The sequence below is a fragment of the Pseudomonas sp. LBUM1658 genome (genome assembly GCF_059716055.1).
Genome location: NZ_CP166798.1, coordinates 1 through 17,436, shown reverse-complemented (window position 1 = coordinate 17,436; position 17,436 = coordinate 1). Strand labels below are relative to the sequence as shown.

Annotated in this window: 15 protein-coding genes; 9 read left to right on the top strand and 6 right to left on the bottom strand. The window is 58.6% G+C overall.

What is annotated here, in order from left to right:
• Positions 1-49: 49 nt before the first annotated feature.
• The 5 genes from def (at position 50) to ACA064_RS00055 (ending at position 4,782) form a co-directional block, all read left to right on the top strand.
• On the top strand, positions 50-556 hold the full coding sequence (gene def / locus ACA064_RS00075) for a peptide deformylase (protein WP_497671559.1): 507 nt from the start codon (positions 50-52) through the stop codon (positions 554-556).
• Between the two features lie 69 nt (positions 557-625).
• On the top strand, positions 626-1,585 hold the full coding sequence (fmt, locus tag ACA064_RS00070; RefSeq protein ID WP_497671558.1) for a methionyl-tRNA formyltransferase: 960 nt from the start codon (positions 626-628) through the stop codon (positions 1,583-1,585).
• Entirely contained in the window at positions 1,582-2,907 is a 1,326-nt protein-coding gene (rsmB, locus tag ACA064_RS00065; RefSeq protein ID WP_497671557.1) for a 16S rRNA (cytosine(967)-C(5))-methyltransferase RsmB, read from the top strand. The genes fmt and rsmB overlap by 4 nt, the downstream gene beginning before the upstream one ends.
• Before the next feature lie 22 nt (positions 2,908-2,929).
• Positions 2,930-4,303, top strand: a complete 1,374-nt coding sequence (trkA, locus tag ACA064_RS00060; protein ID WP_497671556.1) for a Trk system potassium transporter TrkA — start codon at positions 2,930-2,932, stop codon at positions 4,301-4,303.
• Positions 4,304-4,467: 164 nt separating this feature from the next.
• The gene (locus ACA064_RS00055) at positions 4,468-4,782 is read left to right on the top strand and encodes a tetratricopeptide repeat protein (RefSeq protein ID WP_497671555.1); all 315 of its coding nucleotides are present in this window, start codon (positions 4,468-4,470) and stop codon (positions 4,780-4,782) included.
• Between the two features lie 100 nt (positions 4,783-4,882).
• On the opposite strand, the gene ACA064_RS00050 is transcribed toward ACA064_RS00055, so the two are convergent.
• Positions 4,883-5,770, bottom strand: coding sequence for a lysophospholipid acyltransferase (locus ACA064_RS00050; protein ID WP_497671554.1), 888 nt, complete (start codon positions 5,768-5,770; stop codon positions 4,883-4,885).
• Between the two features lie 40 nt (positions 5,771-5,810).
• The gene (tag, locus tag ACA064_RS00045) at positions 5,811-6,368 is read right to left on the bottom strand and encodes a DNA-3-methyladenine glycosylase I (protein WP_497671553.1); all 558 of its coding nucleotides are present in this window, start codon (positions 6,366-6,368) and stop codon (positions 5,811-5,813) included.
• 81 nt (positions 6,369-6,449) lie between these two features.
• Here tag and glyQ point away from each other — a divergent pair, with 81 nt between their 5' ends.
• The 4 genes from glyQ (at position 6,450) to ACA064_RS00025 (ending at position 10,843) form a co-directional block, all read left to right on the top strand.
• On the top strand, positions 6,450-7,403 hold the full coding sequence (gene glyQ, locus ACA064_RS00040) for a glycine--tRNA ligase subunit alpha (protein ID WP_461967480.1): 954 nt from the start codon (positions 6,450-6,452) through the stop codon (positions 7,401-7,403).
• Positions 7,400-9,454 carry a glycine--tRNA ligase subunit beta gene (gene glyS / locus ACA064_RS00035; protein ID WP_497671552.1) on the top strand — a complete coding sequence of 685 codons (2,055 nt, stop codon included), beginning with the start codon at positions 7,400-7,402 and terminating at the stop codon, positions 9,452-9,454. The genes glyQ and glyS overlap by 4 nt, the downstream gene beginning before the upstream one ends.
• An 18-nt stretch (positions 9,455-9,472) precedes the next feature.
• Positions 9,473-10,006 carry a D-glycero-beta-D-manno-heptose 1,7-bisphosphate 7-phosphatase gene (gene gmhB / locus ACA064_RS00030; protein WP_497671551.1) on the top strand — a complete coding sequence of 178 codons (534 nt, stop codon included), beginning with the start codon at positions 9,473-9,475 and terminating at the stop codon, positions 10,004-10,006.
• A gap of 66 nt (positions 10,007-10,072) precedes the next feature.
• Entirely contained in the window at positions 10,073-10,843 is a 771-nt protein-coding gene (locus ACA064_RS00025; protein WP_497671550.1) for a lysophospholipid acyltransferase family protein, read from the top strand.
• Between the two features lie 389 nt (positions 10,844-11,232).
• Here the strand turns inward: ACA064_RS00025 and gyrB are convergent, their stop codons facing one another.
• From gyrB to dnaA, 4 genes are read right to left on the bottom strand one after another with little or no spacing between them, the layout of a single operon-like run.
• Positions 11,233-13,650, bottom strand: a complete 2,418-nt coding sequence (gene gyrB, locus ACA064_RS00020) for a DNA topoisomerase (ATP-hydrolyzing) subunit B (RefSeq protein WP_150642192.1) — start codon at positions 13,648-13,650, stop codon at positions 11,233-11,235.
• A gap of 4 nt (positions 13,651-13,654) precedes the next feature.
• On the bottom strand, positions 13,655-14,758 hold the full coding sequence (gene recF, locus ACA064_RS00015) for a DNA replication/repair protein RecF (RefSeq protein WP_497671549.1): 1,104 nt from the start codon (positions 14,756-14,758) through the stop codon (positions 13,655-13,657).
• A gap of 20 nt (positions 14,759-14,778) precedes the next feature.
• Complete coding sequence (gene dnaN, locus ACA064_RS00010) at positions 14,779-15,882, bottom strand: DNA polymerase III subunit beta (RefSeq protein WP_497671548.1); 1,104 nt, start codon at positions 15,880-15,882, stop codon at positions 14,779-14,781.
• 39 nt (positions 15,883-15,921) lie between these two features.
• Positions 15,922-17,436 carry a chromosomal replication initiator protein DnaA gene (gene dnaA / locus ACA064_RS00005; RefSeq protein ID WP_497671547.1) on the bottom strand — a complete coding sequence of 505 codons (1,515 nt, stop codon included), beginning with the start codon at positions 17,434-17,436 and terminating at the stop codon, positions 15,922-15,924.

Here is a 17,436-nt window from a genome sequence, read left to right as displayed (position 1 = left end):
GTCAGGTAACCGACCCTGACTTTACCTCACACGTGCAGCAATTACGCTTATGGCCATTTTAGACATCCTCGAATACCCTGACCCGCGCCTGCGCACTATCGCCAAACCTGTGGCTGTAGTGGACGACGAAGTGCGTCAGTTGGTCGATGACATGTTTGAAACAATGTATGAAGCACCTGGCATCGGCCTGGCTGCGACCCAGGTCAACGTGCACAGACGCATCGTGGTCATGGACCTCTCTGAAGACCGCAGCGAACCACGGGTATTCATCAACCCCCAGTTTGAAGTCCTGACCGACGAAATGGGCCAGTATCAGGAAGGCTGCCTCTCGGTACCGGGCTTCTACGAAAACGTCGATCGACCGCAGCGCGTGAAGATCAACGCGCTGGACCGTGACGGCCAGCCTTATGAGCTGATCGCCGAAGGCCTGCTGGCGGTGTGTATTCAACATGAATGCGACCACCTCAATGGCAAATTATTCGTCGATTACCTGTCCACGCTCAAACGTGACCGGATCAAGAAGAAGCTGGAAAAGCTACATCGCCAGAACGCTTGATCCCTTCCTTCCAAAGGCTTGCTGTAGCAAGCCTTTTTCTTTTTCGAGTGCCTTCAACCGAGAATCCCCATGACTGAGCCATTGCGCATCGTCTTTGCCGGCACCCCCGAATTCGCCGCCGAACACCTCAAGGCCTTGCTCGACAGCCCGTATGAGATCGTGGCGGTCTATACCCAACCGGATCGTCCGGCGGGACGCGGGCAAAAGCTGATGCCGAGCCCGGTCAAGCAACTCGCCGAGCAGCACAACATCAGCGTCCTGCAGCCACCGACCCTGCGTGACGCAGCGGCCCAGGCGGAACTGGCAGCACTCAAACCCGACTTGCTGGTGGTGGTGGCCTACGGCTTGATCCTGCCGCAAGCGGTGCTGGATATTCCGCGCCTGGGTTGCATCAACAGTCATGCTTCGCTGTTGCCGCGCTGGCGCGGTGCGGCGCCGATCCAGCGCGCCGTCGAAGCCGGTGACGCCGAAAGCGGTGTGACCGTGATGCGCATGGAACTGGGTCTGGATACCGGGCCGATGCTGCTGAAAGTCACCACCCCGATCAGCACCGACGACACTGGCGGCAGCCTCCACGACCGTCTAGCCGAAATGGGTCCGCCTGCCGTGGTCCAGGCCATTGCCGGTCTGGCCGCAGGAACCCTCGAAGGCGAAGTGCAGGATGACAGCCTTGCTACCTACGCCCACAAGCTGAACAAGAACGAAGCGCGCATCGACTGGAGCCGCCCGGCCGTCGAGCTGGAACGCCTGGTCCGCGCGTTCAATCCATGGCCGATCTGCCACAGCACCCTCAATGGCGAAGCCCTGAAAGTCCTCGCCGCGAAACTCGCCGATGGTCAGGGCGCACCGGGTGAAGTGCTCAGCGCCAGCAAAGACGGCCTGATCGTCGCTTGCGGCGAACAGGCCTTGTGCCTGACCCGCCTGCAATTACCCGGTGGCAAAGCGCTGAACTTCAGCGACTTGTTCAACAGCCGACGCGAGAAATTCGCCGTCGGTACCGTGCTGGATCAAACGATGGACGCCCAATGAATCCGCGTCTGGCCGCCGCCAAGGCCCTGGCTGCAGTACTCAACGGTAAAGCTTCGCTCAACAGTTCGTTGCCGATTCAACTGGATAAGGTCGAGCTTCGTGATCGTGGTTTCACTCAGGATCTGGCCTTCGGCACCGCTCGCTGGCAGCCGCGTTTGTCGGCGCTGGCGGCCAAGCTGCTGCAAAAACCCTTCAAAGCGGCCGACGCCGATGTCGAGGCGTTGCTGTTGGTCGGTCTCTACCAACTGCTCTACACCCGCGTGCCGGCCCATGCCGCCATCGGCGAAACCGTCGGTTGCGCCGAGAAGCTGAAAAAACCTTGGGCCAAGGCCTTGCTCAATGCCGTGCTGCGCCGTGCCCAGCGTGAAAGCGAAGCGCTGCTCAGCGAGCTGGAACACGATCCTGTGGTCCGTACCGCCCATCCGCGCTGGCTGCAAAAATCCCTCAAGGCGTTCTGGCCTGAGCAGTGGGAAGCCATCTGCGCGGCGAACAACGCCCATCCGCCGATGATCCTGCGGGTCAATCGCCACCATCATAGTCGCGATGCCTACCTGCAATTGCTGAGTGACGCCGGTGTGGCGGCCAATGCTTGCGTCTACAGCCAGGACGGCATCGTGCTCGACGAGCCGGGCGACGTACGCAACTTGCCAGGCTTCGCCGAAGGCTGGATCAGCGTGCAGGACGAAGCCGCACAACTGGCCGCCGACCTGCTGGATCTGGCGCCGGGGCAACGGGTGCTCGACGCCTGCTGCGCGCCAGGCGGCAAGACCTGCCACATCATGGAGGTCGAGCCGGCGCTGGCCGGCGTGGTCGCGGTGGATCTGGAAGCCAAGCGCCTGGTGCGGGTACGGGAAAATCTCCAGCGGCTTGGCCTGAGCGCCGAGCTGATTGCCGCCGATGGCCGCGATACCGCCACCTGGTGGGACGGCAAGCCGTTCCAGCGGATCCTGCTGGACGCGCCATGCTCGGCCACCGGGGTCATCCGCCGTCACCCGGACATCAAACTGACTCGCCAGCCCGACGACATTGCCGCCCTGGCGGTGCTGCAGGGTGAACTGCTGGACGCGTTGTGGCCGACCCTCGAAGTCGGCGGCATCCTGCTGTATGCCACCTGCTCGACCTTGCCGACCGAGAACACCGAAGTTATCGAAGCCTTTCTGGCCCGGACTCCAGGCGCCCGCGAGCTCGACATCGCCGGCCAGCTCGGGCAGCCTGCGGCCGGTATCAAGCAACCTCATGGCCGCCAGTTGCTGGTCCAGGAGGGCGGGCATGACGGTTTCTACTACGCCAAGTTGATCAAGATTGCCGCCGCGCGCGGTTAACCGGTTTTAAGGGAGTGACTGGATGAAAATCATCATCCTCGGCGCAGGGCAGGTCGGCGGTTCGCTGGCGGAACACCTGGCCAGTGAAGCCAATGACATCACGGTGGTCGACACCGACGGCGAGCGGCTGCGCGATCTCGGCGACCGGCTGGATATCCGCACCGTTCAGGGCCGTGGTTCGCTCCCGACAGTGCTGCGTCAGGCCGGCGCGGATGATGCCGACATGCTGGTGGCAGTCACCAACAGTGACGAAACCAATATGGTTGCCTGTCAGGTCGCCCACACCCTATTCCATACCCCGACCAAGATCGCCCGTGTGCGCGAAGCGGCTTATCTGACCCGCGCCGGCCTGTTCGACAACGATGCGATTCCGGTCGACGTGCTGATCAGCCCGGAACAGGTGGTGACCAACTACATCAAGCGCCTGATCGAACACCCCGGTGCCTTGCAGGTCATCGACTTCGCCGAAGGCAAGGCCCAGCTGGTGGCGATCAAGGCTTATTACGGCGGGCCGCTGGTGGGTCATCAACTGCGGCAGTTGCGCGAGCACATGCCGAATGTCGAGACCCGCGTTGCCGCCATCTTCCGCCGCGACCGGCCGATCCTGCCCAAGGGTGATACGGTGATCGAAGCCGACGACGAAGTATTTTTCATCGCCGCCAAAGCGAACATTCGTGCAGTGATGAGCGAAATGCGCCGCCTCGATGAAAGTTACAAGCGCGTGGTGATCGCCGGTGGCGGGCAAATCGGCGAACGCCTGGCCGAAGCCATCGAAAGTCGCTATCAGGTGAAGATCATCGAGATGAACCCGGCGCGTTGCCGTTATCTTTCGGACAACCTCGACAGCACTGTGGTGTTGCAGGGCAGTGCGTCAGACCGCGACCTGCTGATGGAGGAAAACATCGCCGACGCCGATATTTTCCTGGCGCTGACCAACGACGACGAAGCCAACATCATGTCCTCGCTGCTGGCCAAACGCCTGGGCGCGAAGAAGGTCATGACCATCATCAACAACCCGGCCTATGTCGACCTGATCCAGGGTGGTGACATCGATATCGCCATCAGCCCGCAGCTGACGACCATTGGCACCTTGCTCGCCCACGTGCGGCGCGGCGATATTGTCAGCGTGCACTCGTTGCGCCGTGGTGCAGCGGAGGCCATCGAGGCGATTGCCCACGGTGATGCGAAATCGAGCAAGGTGATCGGCCGCTCCATCGAAGACATCGGCCTGCCACCGGGCACGACGATCGGGGCGATCATCCGTGACGAAGAAGTCATCATCGCTCACGATGACACGGTGATCGCGGCGGGTGACCACGTGATTCTGTTCCTTGTGGATAAAAAACATATCCGCGATGTGGAGAAGCTGTTCCATGTGGGATTGAGCTTCTTCTGATCCAGATTATCTGGCGTTAGACATTCCGTCTTCGCGGGCAAGTCGGATCGCCGCACCGCCGCTCCCACAAGGACACCGCTAACTCCTGTGGGAGCGGGTTTGCCCGCGTAAGCTATCTTGAAGACCCATGTCATATCTGACATTACCCATTCAAGGAGCCCTAAATGATCCAATCCCTGGAAAAAATGCTCGCCAAAGGTGTGGATAACTCGCTGCTGCGCTTTGGCCTGGGCAAGGGTTATCTGGATCTGGGCGAGAACGCCAAGGCGGCCGAGCATTTTCAACGCTGTGTCGATTTCGATCCGAAGTATTCCGCGGCCTGGAAGCTGCTCGGCAAGGCGCATCTGGCACTGGCTGATTATCCGGCTGCCCGCCACGCCTGGGAGCAAGGGCTCGAAGCAGCACGCGGGCATGGCGACAAACAGGCGGAAAAGGAAATGACGGTGTTTTTGAAGAAGCTTGATCGTCAAGCTAACTGACCTGTTGCGCCCTTGATTGAACGGTTGTGGATAACCCTGTAGGAGCTGCCGCAGGCTGCGATCTTTTGATCTTTTTTCCAGGGTTATCCACAGAAACGCTTCAGTACCAGCGCTCCTCACCCGGTGGCCGTTTCTTGAAGCGCTTCATGCTCCACATGTACTGGCTCGGATAGGCGCGTACATATTTCTCGACGACCTGGCTCATTGCCGCGCAGGAAGTCTCGGTATCGGTGCTGTACATCGCCTCTGGCGCGGCTTCGAGGATCACTTTGTAACCTGAACCGTCGGGCAGCCGCAGGGCATGCAGGAACACCCCGACCGCTTTGCCACCGGCGAGCATGTTCGGGACGAATTTGCTGGTCAGGGCCTTGGTGGCAAAGAAGGGCACGAAAATCCCGGCCGATTCGGACGGTTCCGGGTCAGCCGGGATACCCACCGCTCCCCCTTTGCGCACTTCCTTGATGACGCTGAGGATCCCTTCTTTGGTGGACGCCGCGACACGGTTACCCAATTGCACCCGCTGCTTGCGCAACAAGTCGTCCACCGCCTTGAGCTTGGGCGGTCGATAGAAAATGATCGGTTTGCACTGGCTGCAATAAAAGTGGTTCAACACTTCCCAATTGCCAAGGTGGCTGGTGATGCCGACCACCCCCTTGCCTGAGGCCAATGCCTCTTTGAGCACGTCGAGGCCTTCGACTTCCCGCACCAGATCGATGGAGCGCTGGGCTGGCCAGATCCAGGCGCAGGCACTTTCGGTGAGGGACTTGCCGATGTCTTTCAGGCTTTGGCCCACCAGACGCTCGCGTTCGGCCGGATCCATTTCCGGGAAGCACTTGGCCAGGTTGATCCGCACCACATCGCGGGAACGGTTAGGGGTTTTCCACATCACCCAGCCAATGGCCGAGCCGACTGCCTGCACTGCCCGCCACGGGAGCAGGGCAAACAACCGCAGAGCGCCTACTAGCAAGGCGCCTTTCAACTTATCCACAGGTCACTCCTGATCTTGTGCTGTGCGCGAGGCGGCTATTCTAACCGCCGTTCGCCAAGGTCGCGTAGCGATCGCAATCCCGGGTGTGGTCCATGACCATGCCCGAGGCCTGCATCAGCGCGTAGCAAATGGTCGGACCGACGAAGGTGAAACCGGCCTTTTTCAAGCCTTTGCTCATTTCCACAGCCACCGGCGTCACGGCCGGTACTTCGCTGCGATCCTTGAAATGATTGATCTTCGGAACGCCACCGACAAAGGACCAGAGAAACTCCACCGGGTCCTCCAGCGCCAGCCAGGCCTGGGCATTGCGCCGGGCGGCGTTGAGTTTCAGGCGATTGCGGATTATCCCCGGATCGAGCATCAAATCATCGATTTCGGCATCGCTCATCTGCGCTACGCGCTGTATGTCGAAATCAAACAGTACCTCACGATAACGCTCGCGTTTCCTCAGCACAGTGATCCACGATAGGCCGGCCTGGAACCCTTCAAGCAAAAGCAACTCGAACAAGCGCTGCGCATCGCGTAGCGGCACGCCCCACTCCTGATCGTGATAAGCCATGTACAGCGGATCTTCGGAACACCAAAAGCAGCGTGGCATAAGGCTCCAGGGGGTCGAGGCGCGACCGAATCGGGTATACTCCCGCTCTTTAAATCGCAGCCCAAGAAACAGGTGAATTTCGTGAGCCAGCCTACGCCAGCCGTGCGTACCTTCCAAGACTTGATCCTCGCCCTCCAGCAATACTGGGCCGAGCAAGGTTGTGTGGTACTTCAGCCCTACGATATGGAAGTAGGCGCCGGCACTTTCCACACCGCCACATTCCTCCGTGCCATCGGCCCGGAAACCTGGAACGCCGCTTATGTGCAGCCCAGTCGGCGTCCGACTGATGGCCGCTACGGCGAAAACCCGAACCGTTTGCAGCACTACTACCAGTTCCAGGTGGTATTGAAGCCAAACCCGGACAACTTCCAGGAACTGTACCTGGGGTCGCTCAAGCACGTCGGTCTCGACCCGTTAGTGCACGACATCCGCTTCGTCGAAGACAACTGGGAATCGCCGACCCTCGGTGCCTGGGGTCTGGGCTGGGAAGTCTGGCTCAACGGCATGGAAGTGACTCAGTTCACTTACTTCCAGCAAGCGGGCGGCATCGAGTGCTATCCGGTGACCGGCGAAATCACTTACGGTCTCGAGCGTCTGGCCATGTACCTGCAGGGCGTGGACTCGGTCTACGACCTGGTCTGGGCTGACGGCCCGTTCGGCAAGGTGACCTACGGCGACGTGTTCCACCAGAACGAAGTGGAGCAGTCGACCTACAACTTCGAACAGGCCAACGTCGAGAAGCTGTTCGAGCTGTTCGACTTCTATGAAAGCGAAGCCAAGCGTCTGATCGAACTGGATCAGCCGTTGCCGTTGCCAAGCTATGAAATGGTTCTGAAGGCTTCGCACACCTTCAACCTGCTGGATGCTCGCCGGGCGATCTCGGTGACTGCGCGTCAGCAATACATTCTGCGTGTACGGACCCTGGCGCGCTCCGTGGCCCAAGCCTATCTGCTGGCTCGCGCCAAGCTGGGCTTCCCGATGGCGACCCCGGATCTGCGTGATGAAGTGTTGGCTAAGCTGGAGGCTGCACAATGAGTGCTCAAGATTTTCTGGTTGAACTGGGCACCGAAGAACTGCCACCCAAAGCCCTGAACACTCTGGCTGAGGCGTTCCTCGCCGGTATCGACAAAGGCCTGCAAGCCGCTGGCCTGAACTACGAGACCAAAACCGTCTACGCCGCGCCGCGTCGTCTGGCCGTATTGATCACTGCACTGGCCACTCACCAGCCAGATCGCAGCATCAACCTCGATGGCCCGCCGCGTCAGGCGGCGTTCGATGCCGAAGGCAATCCGACCCAGGCCGCCCTGGGCTTCGCCAAGAAGTGCGGCGTTGATCTCAGCGAAATCGATCAGAGTGGCGCGAAACTTCGCTACAGCCAGCGCATCGAAGGCAAGCCGACTGTCAGTCTGCTGCCGACCATCGTCGAAGATTCCCTGAACGATCTGCCGATTCCCAAGCGCATGCGCTGGGGGGCGCGCAAGGAAGAGTTCGTTCGCCCGACCCAGTGGCTGGTCATGCTGCTCGGTGACCAGGTCATCGATTGCACCATCCTCGCCCAGAAAGCCGGTCGCGACTCCCGTGGTCACCGCTTCCATCACCCTGAAAGCGTGCGTATCACCGCGCCGGCCAACTACCTGCAAGACCTGCGTGCTGCTTACGTGCTGGCGGACTCCAATGAGCGTCGCGAGCTGATCAGCAAGCGCACTGCCGAGTTGGCGGCGTTGCAGGAAGGTACGGCGATCGTGCCGCCGAGCCTGCTCGACGAAGTGACCGCGCTGGTAGAGTGGCCGGTGCCGCTGGTCTGCTCGTTCGAAGAGCGGTTCCTCGAGGTGCCCCAGGAAGCCCTGATCACCACCATGCAGGACAACCAGAAGTATTTCTGCCTGCTGGATGCCGATGGCAAGTTGCTGCCACGCTTCATCACTGTGGCCAACATCGAAAGCAAAGACCCCCAACAGATCATCTCGGGTAACGAGAAGGTGGTTCGCCCACGTCTGACCGACGCCGAGTTCTTCTTCAAGCAAGACAAGAAGCAGAAACTCGAAAGCTTCAACCTGCGCCTGCAGAACGTGGTGTTCCAGGAAAAACTGGGCAGTGTGTTCGACAAAGCCGAGCGGGTTTCCAAACTGGCGGCGTTCATCGCTCAACGCATCGGCGGCGACCCGACCCGTGCAGCCCGCGCCGGCCTGCTGTCCAAGTGCGACCTGGCGACCGAAATGGTCGGCGAGTTCCCGGAGATGCAAGGTGTCGCCGGTTACTACTACGCCCTCAACGACGGTGAACCGCAAGACGTGGCCCTGGCGCTGAACGAACAATACATGCCGCGCGGTGCCGGCGCTGAACTGCCGACCACTGTTACCGGTGCCGCCGTAGCGATCGCTGACAAGCTCGACACCCTGGTGGGTATTTTCGGTATCGGCATGCTGCCGACCGGGAGCAAAGACCCGTACGCCTTGCGCCGCGCTGCCCTTGGCGTGCTGCGGATCCTGATCGACAAGAAGCTCGATCTGGACCTGACCGAAGCGGTGGCGTTCGCCGTCAACGCATTTGGCGCCAAGGTCAAGGCGGCCGGTCTGGCCGACCTGGTGCTGGAGTTCGTCTTCGACCGTCTGCGCGCACGTTACGAAGACGAAGGCGTGGATGTGGGCACCTACCTGTCGGTTCGCGCCCTGAAACCGGGTTCGGCACTGGACTTCGATCAACGTGTGCAAGCCGTCGAAGCGTTCCGCAAGCTGCCGGAAGCCGCGGCACTGGCGGCGGTGAACAAGCGCGTATCGAACCTGCTGAGCAAGGCCGAAGGCACGATCCCGAGCATCGTCGAAGCCAAGTACTTCGACAACGCCAACGAGTTTTCGCTGTACTCGGCGATCCAGCAGGCTGATCAGGCGGTCCAGCCAATGGCTGCGGCGCGTCAGTACAGCGAATCGCTGGCCCGTCTGGCAGCGCTGCGCGAGCCGGTCGATGCATTCTTTGAAGCGGTGATGGTCAACGCTGAAGATGCCAAGGTACGGGCCAACCGTTATGCATTGCTGGCGCGTCTGCGTGGGCTGTTCCTCGGTGTCGCCGATATTTCGCTATTGGGCTGATTGTTTAAGGGGCGGAGTTTGAAACTGCTGATTCTCGATCGGGACGGGGTGATTAATTACGACTCCGACGCTTACATCAAGTCGGTGGAGGAGTGGATTCCGCTCCCCGGTTCGATCGCAGCCATCGCGCAGTTGAGCAAGGCCGGCTGGACGGTAGCCGTCGCTACCAACCAGTCGGGCATCGCTCGCGGCTATTACGACGTCGCCATCCTGGACGCCATGCACGCGCGTTTACGCTCGCTAGTAGCGGAGCAGGGCGGAGAAGTCGGGCTCATCGTCTATTGCCCTCACGGGCCGGACGATGGCTGCGATTGCCGCAAGCCAAAACCCGGCATGCTGAAAACCATTGCCGCTCATTACGACGTGGCGCTGACCCATCTATGGTTTGTCGGCGACACTCTCGGTGACCTGGAAGCCGCAAAAGCCGTCGACTGTCAGCCAGTTTTGGTAAAAACCGGTAAAGGCGAAAAGACTCTGGGTAAAACCCTACCGGTAGGCACCTTGATTTTTGACGATCTGGCGGCAGTTGCCGCTGAACTTATCCACATTTAGAGCTCTTCTGACGACATCCTGACCAAGGACAGTTCGGGAGTGCGCTTTTAATAGGCAAATGCCGCTATGTCGATCCTGCAGGCAATCAGAACTTTTTTCTTTTACCTGCTGCTGGGCACCACCTCGTTGCTCTGGTGCAGCCTGAGCTTTTTTATTGCGCCTTTTTTACCGTTCAAGGCGCGCTATCGTTTTATCAACGTGTACTGGTGCCATTGCGCGCTGTGGCTGAGCAAGGTGTTCCTCGATATCCGCTATGAAGTGCGGGGCGCCGAGAACGTGCCTGAACAGCCGTGCGTGATTCTGTCGAACCACCAGAGCACCTGGGAGACATTCTTCCTGTCGGCCTACTTCGAGCCGTTGAGCCAGGTGCTCAAGCGCGAGCTGCTCTATGTGCCGTTCTTCGGTTGGGCAATGGCCATGCTGCGACCTATCGCCATCGACCGTGACAACCCCAAGGCGGCGCTCAAGCATGTGGCAAAGAAGGGCCACGAACTGCTCAAGGATGGTGTCTGGGTCCTGATCTTTCCGGAAGGCACGCGGGTTCCTTTTGGCAAGATCGGAAAATTCTCACGCGGTGGCACCGCATTGGCGGTCAACGCTGCGTTGCCGGTTCTGCCAATTGCGCACAACGCGGGCAAGTTCTGGCCGAAGACTGGCTGGGCTAAAAAGCCCGGTACGATCACCGTGGTGATCGGCGCGCCGATGTATGCCGAAGGCACCGGGCCTCGTGCTATCGCTGAGCTCAATGACCGGGTTGCCGCCTGGAACGAGCAGGCTCAGCGGGACATGGGTTCATTGCCGCCTATCACTGCGGAACCGGAAAAAGTGGCTATCTGAGATTCTGTGGATAACCTGTGTGCAATTTCGTTCAAAACCGTCAAATATTCTCTGTAAGCTTATGATTTATATATATATTTCTTAAAGCCATAAAATAACGAAAACCGTGCATAAGTTTTTTATGACGATAAAAAAACCGGCTCTTATAGCCGGTTTTTTCTGCCTGTTGAAAAGAGGGCTAGCACGCAAAAAGATCAAAAGATCGCAGCCTGCGGCAGCTCCTACAGGACCGAGCACGCCACACATTTCGCGACTACCATCTCCCAGTAGGAGCTGCCGCAGGCTGCGATCTTGGCGTCCAGATAGACACCGCATACATCTGCGAATATTGAACAAAAAAAGGCCAACGCTAAGCGTTGGCCTTTTTTATTTCAGCAGGTCACACCCAATCAGAAGTCCAGGTTGGACACAGCCAGAGCGTTGGTTTCGATGAACTCACGACGTGGCTCGACCGCATCACCCATCAGGGTGTTGAAGATCTGGTCGGCACCGATGGCGTCTTCGATCGTCACTTTGAGCATCCGGCGCACGCTTGGGTCCATGGTGGTTTCCCAGAGCTGGTCCGGGTTCATCTCACCGAGACCTTTGTAGCGCTGGATGGTGTGGCGCTTGGTGCTTTCGGCCATCAACCATTCCAGGGCTTCCTTGAACTCGGTGACGGGCTTCTTGCGCTCGCCGCGTTGAATATAAGCGCCTTCGTCCAGCAAGGTGCTCAATTGAGCGCCAAGGGTGACGACGGTCTTGTAGTCATTGCTGCCGAAGAAGTCGCGGTTGAAGGTGATGTAGTTCGACAGGCCATGGGAGATCAGTTCGACCTCTGGCAGCCAGACGTTACGTTCACGGTCTTCACGCAGGCTGGCTTTATAGACCAGGCCGGATTTTTCCACGGTACGCAGGCGGACTTCGTACTGGGCCAGCCAATCCTGCATCACGGCGTGATCAGACAGCTGCTCCAGGCTCACCGCAGGCAGGTAGATGAAGTGCTCGGTCAGTTCCTGTGGATACAGGCGCGACAAACGCTTGAGGGTCTTCATCACCATGCGGAAGTCATTTACCAGACGCTCCAGCGCCTCACCGGAAATACCCGGGGCTTCGTCGTTCAGGTGCAGGCTTGCATCTTCAAGGGCCGACTGCGTCATGTACTCTTCCATGGCGTCGTCGTCTTTGATGTATTGCTCTTGCTTGCCTTTCTTCACTTTGTACAGAGGTGGCTGAGCGATGTAGATGTAGCCACGCTCGATCAGCTCAGGCAGCTGACGGAAGAAGAAGGTCAGCAGCAATGTACGGATGTGCGAACCGTCGACGTCAGCATCGGTCATGATGATGATGTTGTGGTAACGCAGCTTGTCGATGTTGTACTCATCGCGACCGATGCCGCAGCCCAGCGCAGTGATCAAGGTGCCAACCTCTTGCGAGGAAATCATCTTGTCGAAGCGGGCTTTCTCAACGTTAAGGATTTTACCTTTCAGCGGCAGAATCGCTTGAGTCTTGCGGTTACGTCCCTGCTTGGCGGAGCCGCCAGCAGAGTCACCTTCCACCAGGTACAGTTCGGAAAGGGCAGGGTCCTTTTCCTGGCAGTCCGCCAGTTTTCCCGGCAGGCCGGCGATATCCAGCGCGCCTTTACGACGGGTCATCTCACGGGCTTTACGCGCCGCTTCACGAGCACGCGCAGCGTCGATCATCTTGCCGACGACCAGCTTGGCTTCGTTCGGGTTTTCCAACAGGAAGTCAGAGAAGTGCTTACCCATTTCCTGTTCGACAGCGGTCTTCACTTCGGAAGACACCAGCTTGTCTTTGGTCTGGGAGCTGAACTTCGGATCCGGCACTTTTACCGAAATAATCGCGGTCAAACCTTCACGGGCATCGTCACCAGTGGTCGCGACTTTATGCTTCTTCGCCAGACCTTCCGCTTCGATGTAGGTGTTCAGGTTACGCGTCAGCGCCGAACGGAAGCCCACCAGGTGGGTGCCGCCGTCGCGCTGCGGAATGTTGTTGGTGAAGCACAACAGGTTCTCGTTGAAGCTGTCGTTCCACTGCAGAGCGACTTCGACACCAATACCATCTTCACGCTGGACGTTGAAGTGGAACACCTGGTTGACCGGAGTCTTGTTGGTGTTCAGGTATTCAACGAACGCACGCAGGCCACCTTCGTACTTGAACAGCTCTTCCTTGCCGCTGCGTTCGTCCTTGAGGACGATACCGACACCGGAGTTGAGGAAGGACAGTTCACGAATCCGCTTGGCCAGAATGTCCCAGCTGAAGTGGATGTTCTTGAAGGTCAGATCGGACGGCTTGAAGTGAATCTGGGTACCGGTGGTTTCAGTCTCACCGACGATTTTCATCGGTTCCTGAGGAACACCGTGGACATAGGTCTGTTCCCAGACTTTGCCGCTGCGACGAACCGTCAACACCAACAACTCGGACAGCGCGTTCACTACCGACACACCTACACCGTGCAAACCACCGGATACTTTGTAGGAGTTGTCATCGAACTTACCACCGGCGTGCAGCACGGTCATGATGACTTCGGCTGCCGAGACGCCTTCTTCTTTATGCACGTCTACCGGAATGCCGCGACCGTTGTCACGCACAGTGATGGATTCATCCGGGTGGATAATAATACTGATGTCGTCGCAATGGCCGGCCAAAGCTTCGTCGATCGAGTTATCAACCACCTCGAATACCATGTGGTGCAGACCGCTGCCATCGTCGGTGTCACCAATGTACATACCGGGACGTTTGCGTACGGCATCCAGGCCTTTCAGCACTTTGATGCTGGTTGAGTCGTACGTATATTCTTCGCTCATGCCTTCACTCCCGATGGTCGTGGGTCTGGGTGATACGGCCCTGTTCCACGTGGAACAAAGCGACTGGCGTTTCCGTCTGCCAGCCTTCCCTCAATAATTCGTGATCTACACAGGTGATAAACACCTGGCAGCGTAAGTCTTCCAACAAGCGGCAAAGTGCGCGGCGGTGCTGCTCGTCCAGTTCGGACGGCAAGTCATCCACTAGATAAATACACTGGCCACGCCGGGCTTGGCTGACCAGATGCCCCTGGGCGATCCGCAATGCACAGACCACCAACTTCTGCTGACCGCGGGACAAGATGTCCGCGGCATTGTGAGCGCCCAATCTAAGACGCAAATCAGCGCGTTGTGGTCCGGCTTGGGTATGGCCCATTTGCTGATCCCGGTGAAGGGATGTGGCGAGCACAGCACTCAGTTCTCGCTCTTTGTCCCAACCTCGGTAATAGCTAAGCGTTAAGCCCTCGAGCTCAACCAGTTCGCTCAAGGTTTGTTCAAAGACTGGTTTCAAGGCTTTGATGTAGGCGCGGCGGTATTCATCAATTTCAGCGCTGGCCTGGCACAGTTCCCTGTCCCAAACCGCTTGCGAAACGGCGTCAAGTGTACCATGCCGCAGCCATGAGTTCCGCTGCCGAAGGGCCTTCTGCAGGCGCTGCCAAGTGGACATGAAACGGGGTTCCACGTGGAACACACCCCAGTCCAGAAACTGCCGACGAATTTTCGGAGCGCCTTCCAACAATCGAAAGCTGTCAGGGTTGATCAGTTGCAGGGGCAGTATTTCGGCCAACTGCGCTGCGCTACGAGCGTTCTGCCCATCGATGCGAATTTGAAATTCCCCTTGGCGGTCTCGGGAAATTCCCAAAGCACTTTGCCCGCCCCCAGCCAATTCCACCTGGCCGAATACCGTGCACGCCAATTGCTCGTATTGAATGACCGGTAATAAGCGGACACTGCGAAACGAACGGGCAAGCCCCAGCAGGTGGATGGCTTCCAGAACACTGGTTTTGCCGCTGCCGTTGGCGCCGTACAGGATATTAATGCGGGGGGAAGGGGAGAAGGTCACCGGGTGCAAATTGCGCACCGCGGTGACCGAGACGCGACTGAGGGACATCTAGCTTCTGCTGAGCATGTTTACAGGCGCATCGGCATTACAACGTAAGCCGAGTCGTCGTTGTCTGACTCTTGCACCAATGCGCTGCTGTTGGAGTCGGACAGAATCAGGCGGACCTGTTCGGTGGTCATCACGCCCAGCACATCGAGCAAGTAGCTCACGTTAAAGCCAATCTCCAGCGGGCCGCCGTTGTATTCGACTCCCACTTCTTCCTCGGCTTCTTCTTGTTCCGGGTTATTCGCCTGGATCTTCAGCTGACCGTTGGCCAGTTGCAGACGAATGCCACGGTACTTCTCGTTGGAGAGAATAGCGGTACGGCTGAAGGCTTCACGCAGCGCCTGACGATCGCCGAGTACCAGCTTGTCACCGCCTTTAGGCAGCACGCGCTCGTAATCCGGGAACTTGCCATCAACCAGCTTGGAGGTGAAGGTGAACTCGCCGGTGGTGGCACGGATGTGATGCTGACCCAGGACGATGCTGACCAATCCATCCGGCTCGGTCAACAGGCGTGCCAGCTCCAGGATACCTTTACGCGGCACGATCACCTGATGACGGTCCGGCTGACCGATATCGGCCTGCATCGAGCACATTGCCAGACGGTGGCCATCGGTGGCGACCGCGCGGATGATGCCAGCTGACACTTCCAACAGCATGCCGTTGAGGTAATAGCGCACGTCCTGCTGAGCCATGGCGAAGCTGGTGCGTTCGATCAAACGACGCAGCTTGCTTTGCACAAGAGTGCAGGTCAGCGAACCCGGGCCTTCTTCGACAGTCGGGAAATCGTTGGCTGGCAAGGTGGACAAGGTGAAGCGGCTACGGCCGGCTTTCACCACCAGCTTCTGCTCGTCGACCTTGATGTCGATCAGGGCGTCGTTTGGCAGACTCTTGCAGATGTCCATCAGCTTGCGTGCCGGGACAGTAATTTCGCCTGGCTCGGCAGGCTCTTCGAGTTGCACACGACCGACCAGCTCGACTTCCAGGTCAGTACCGGTCAGCGATAGTTGCTGGCCCTCGACAACCAACAGCACGTTGGAAAGCACCGGCAAGGTCTGGCGGCGCTCGACGACGCCTGCGACCAGTTGCAGGGGTTTCAACAGGGCTTCGCGTTGAATGGTGAAATGCATGGTCTAGTCCCTTGCCTTAATAAGCTGCGCTGGTGTTCATCAAGTGGTCAGTGTACGCAGCAGGTTCTTGTAGTCCTCGCGGATGTCCGCGTCGGATTCCTTGAGCTCGTTGATCTTGCGGCATGCGTGCAAGACCGTGGTGTGATCTCGGCCACCAAACACATCGCCGATTTCCGGCAGGCTGTGGTTGGTCAGCTCTTTGGACAATGCCATCGCTACCTGACGTGGACGTGCAACCGAACGCGAACGGCGTTTGGACAGCAAATCGGAAATCTTGATCTTGTAGTATTCGGCGACCGTGCGCTGAATGTTATCCACAGAGACCAGTTTATCCTGCAGTGCCAGCAGGTCCTTCAGGGACTCGCGGATCAACTCAATGGTGATGTCGCGGCCCATGAAGTGCGAGTGGGCGATAACACGTTTAAGTGCACCTTCGAGCTCACGCACGTTGGAGCGAATACGCTGGGCAATGAAGAACGCAGCGTCATGGGGCAGATCGACTTTGGCCTGGTCTGCCTTCTTCATCAGAATCGCAACCCGGGTCTCAAGTTCCGGCGGCTCCACAGCTACCGTCAGGCCCCAGCCGAAGCGGGATTTGAGGCGCTCTTCAAGGCCTTCGATTTCTTTCGGATAGCGGTCACTGGTGAGAATGACCTGCTGGCCACCTTCAAGCAGTGCGTTGAACGTGTGGAAGAACTCTTCCTGGGAACGTTCCTTACGGGCGAAGAACTGGATGTCATCGATCAGCAGCGCATCGACCGAACGGTAGAAGCGCTTGAATTCATTGATCGCATTGAGCTGCAATGCTTTGACCATGTCCGCCACGAAGCGCTCGGAATGCAGGTATACGACCTTGGCATTCGGGTTCTTCTTTAATAGGTGGTTACCCACAGCGTGCATCAAGTGAGTTTTACCCAAGCCAACACCACCATAAAGGAACAGCGGGTTGTAACCGTGCTTGGGATTGTCGGCCACCTGCCAGGCTGCAGCCCGGGCCAACTGGTTGGACTTACCTTCGACGAAGTTCTCGAAGGTGAAGGTGCGGTTCAGGTAGCTGGTGTGCTTGAGCGCGCCCTCAACCTGCACGGTGCGCTGTTCGGAGCGTACCGGGGCTTGTTGCGAGCTGGCACCCGCCATCGGGTCGAAGCTGTCGCGAGAGGGCTCTTCACTGACCTCGGCGGTCTTTTGCGTAGCCCGTTTGGCGGGCGCACTCGGGGCCGGAGCATTGGCCACGGGGGCAGCAGCAGCCTGCGCTTGAGAAGCCGCGGCCGCCAAAGGCGCATTAGGTGCAGCGCGAGGTGCTGAACTGCGCTTGCTGCCTATTAATAAGGAAAGCGCAGGCGCCAGGCCATTGCCATGCTCATCGAGCAACTCGAGCACGCGGCCCAGGTACTTTTCGTTGACCCAATCGAGAACAAAACGATTCGGTGCGTAAACACGCAACTCGTCGCCCTCGGCTTCGACCTGTAGTGGACGGATCCAAGTGTTGAATTGCTGGGCAGGCAGCTCATCGCGCAGAAGCTCCACGCACTGCTGCCAAAGTTCCACTGACAC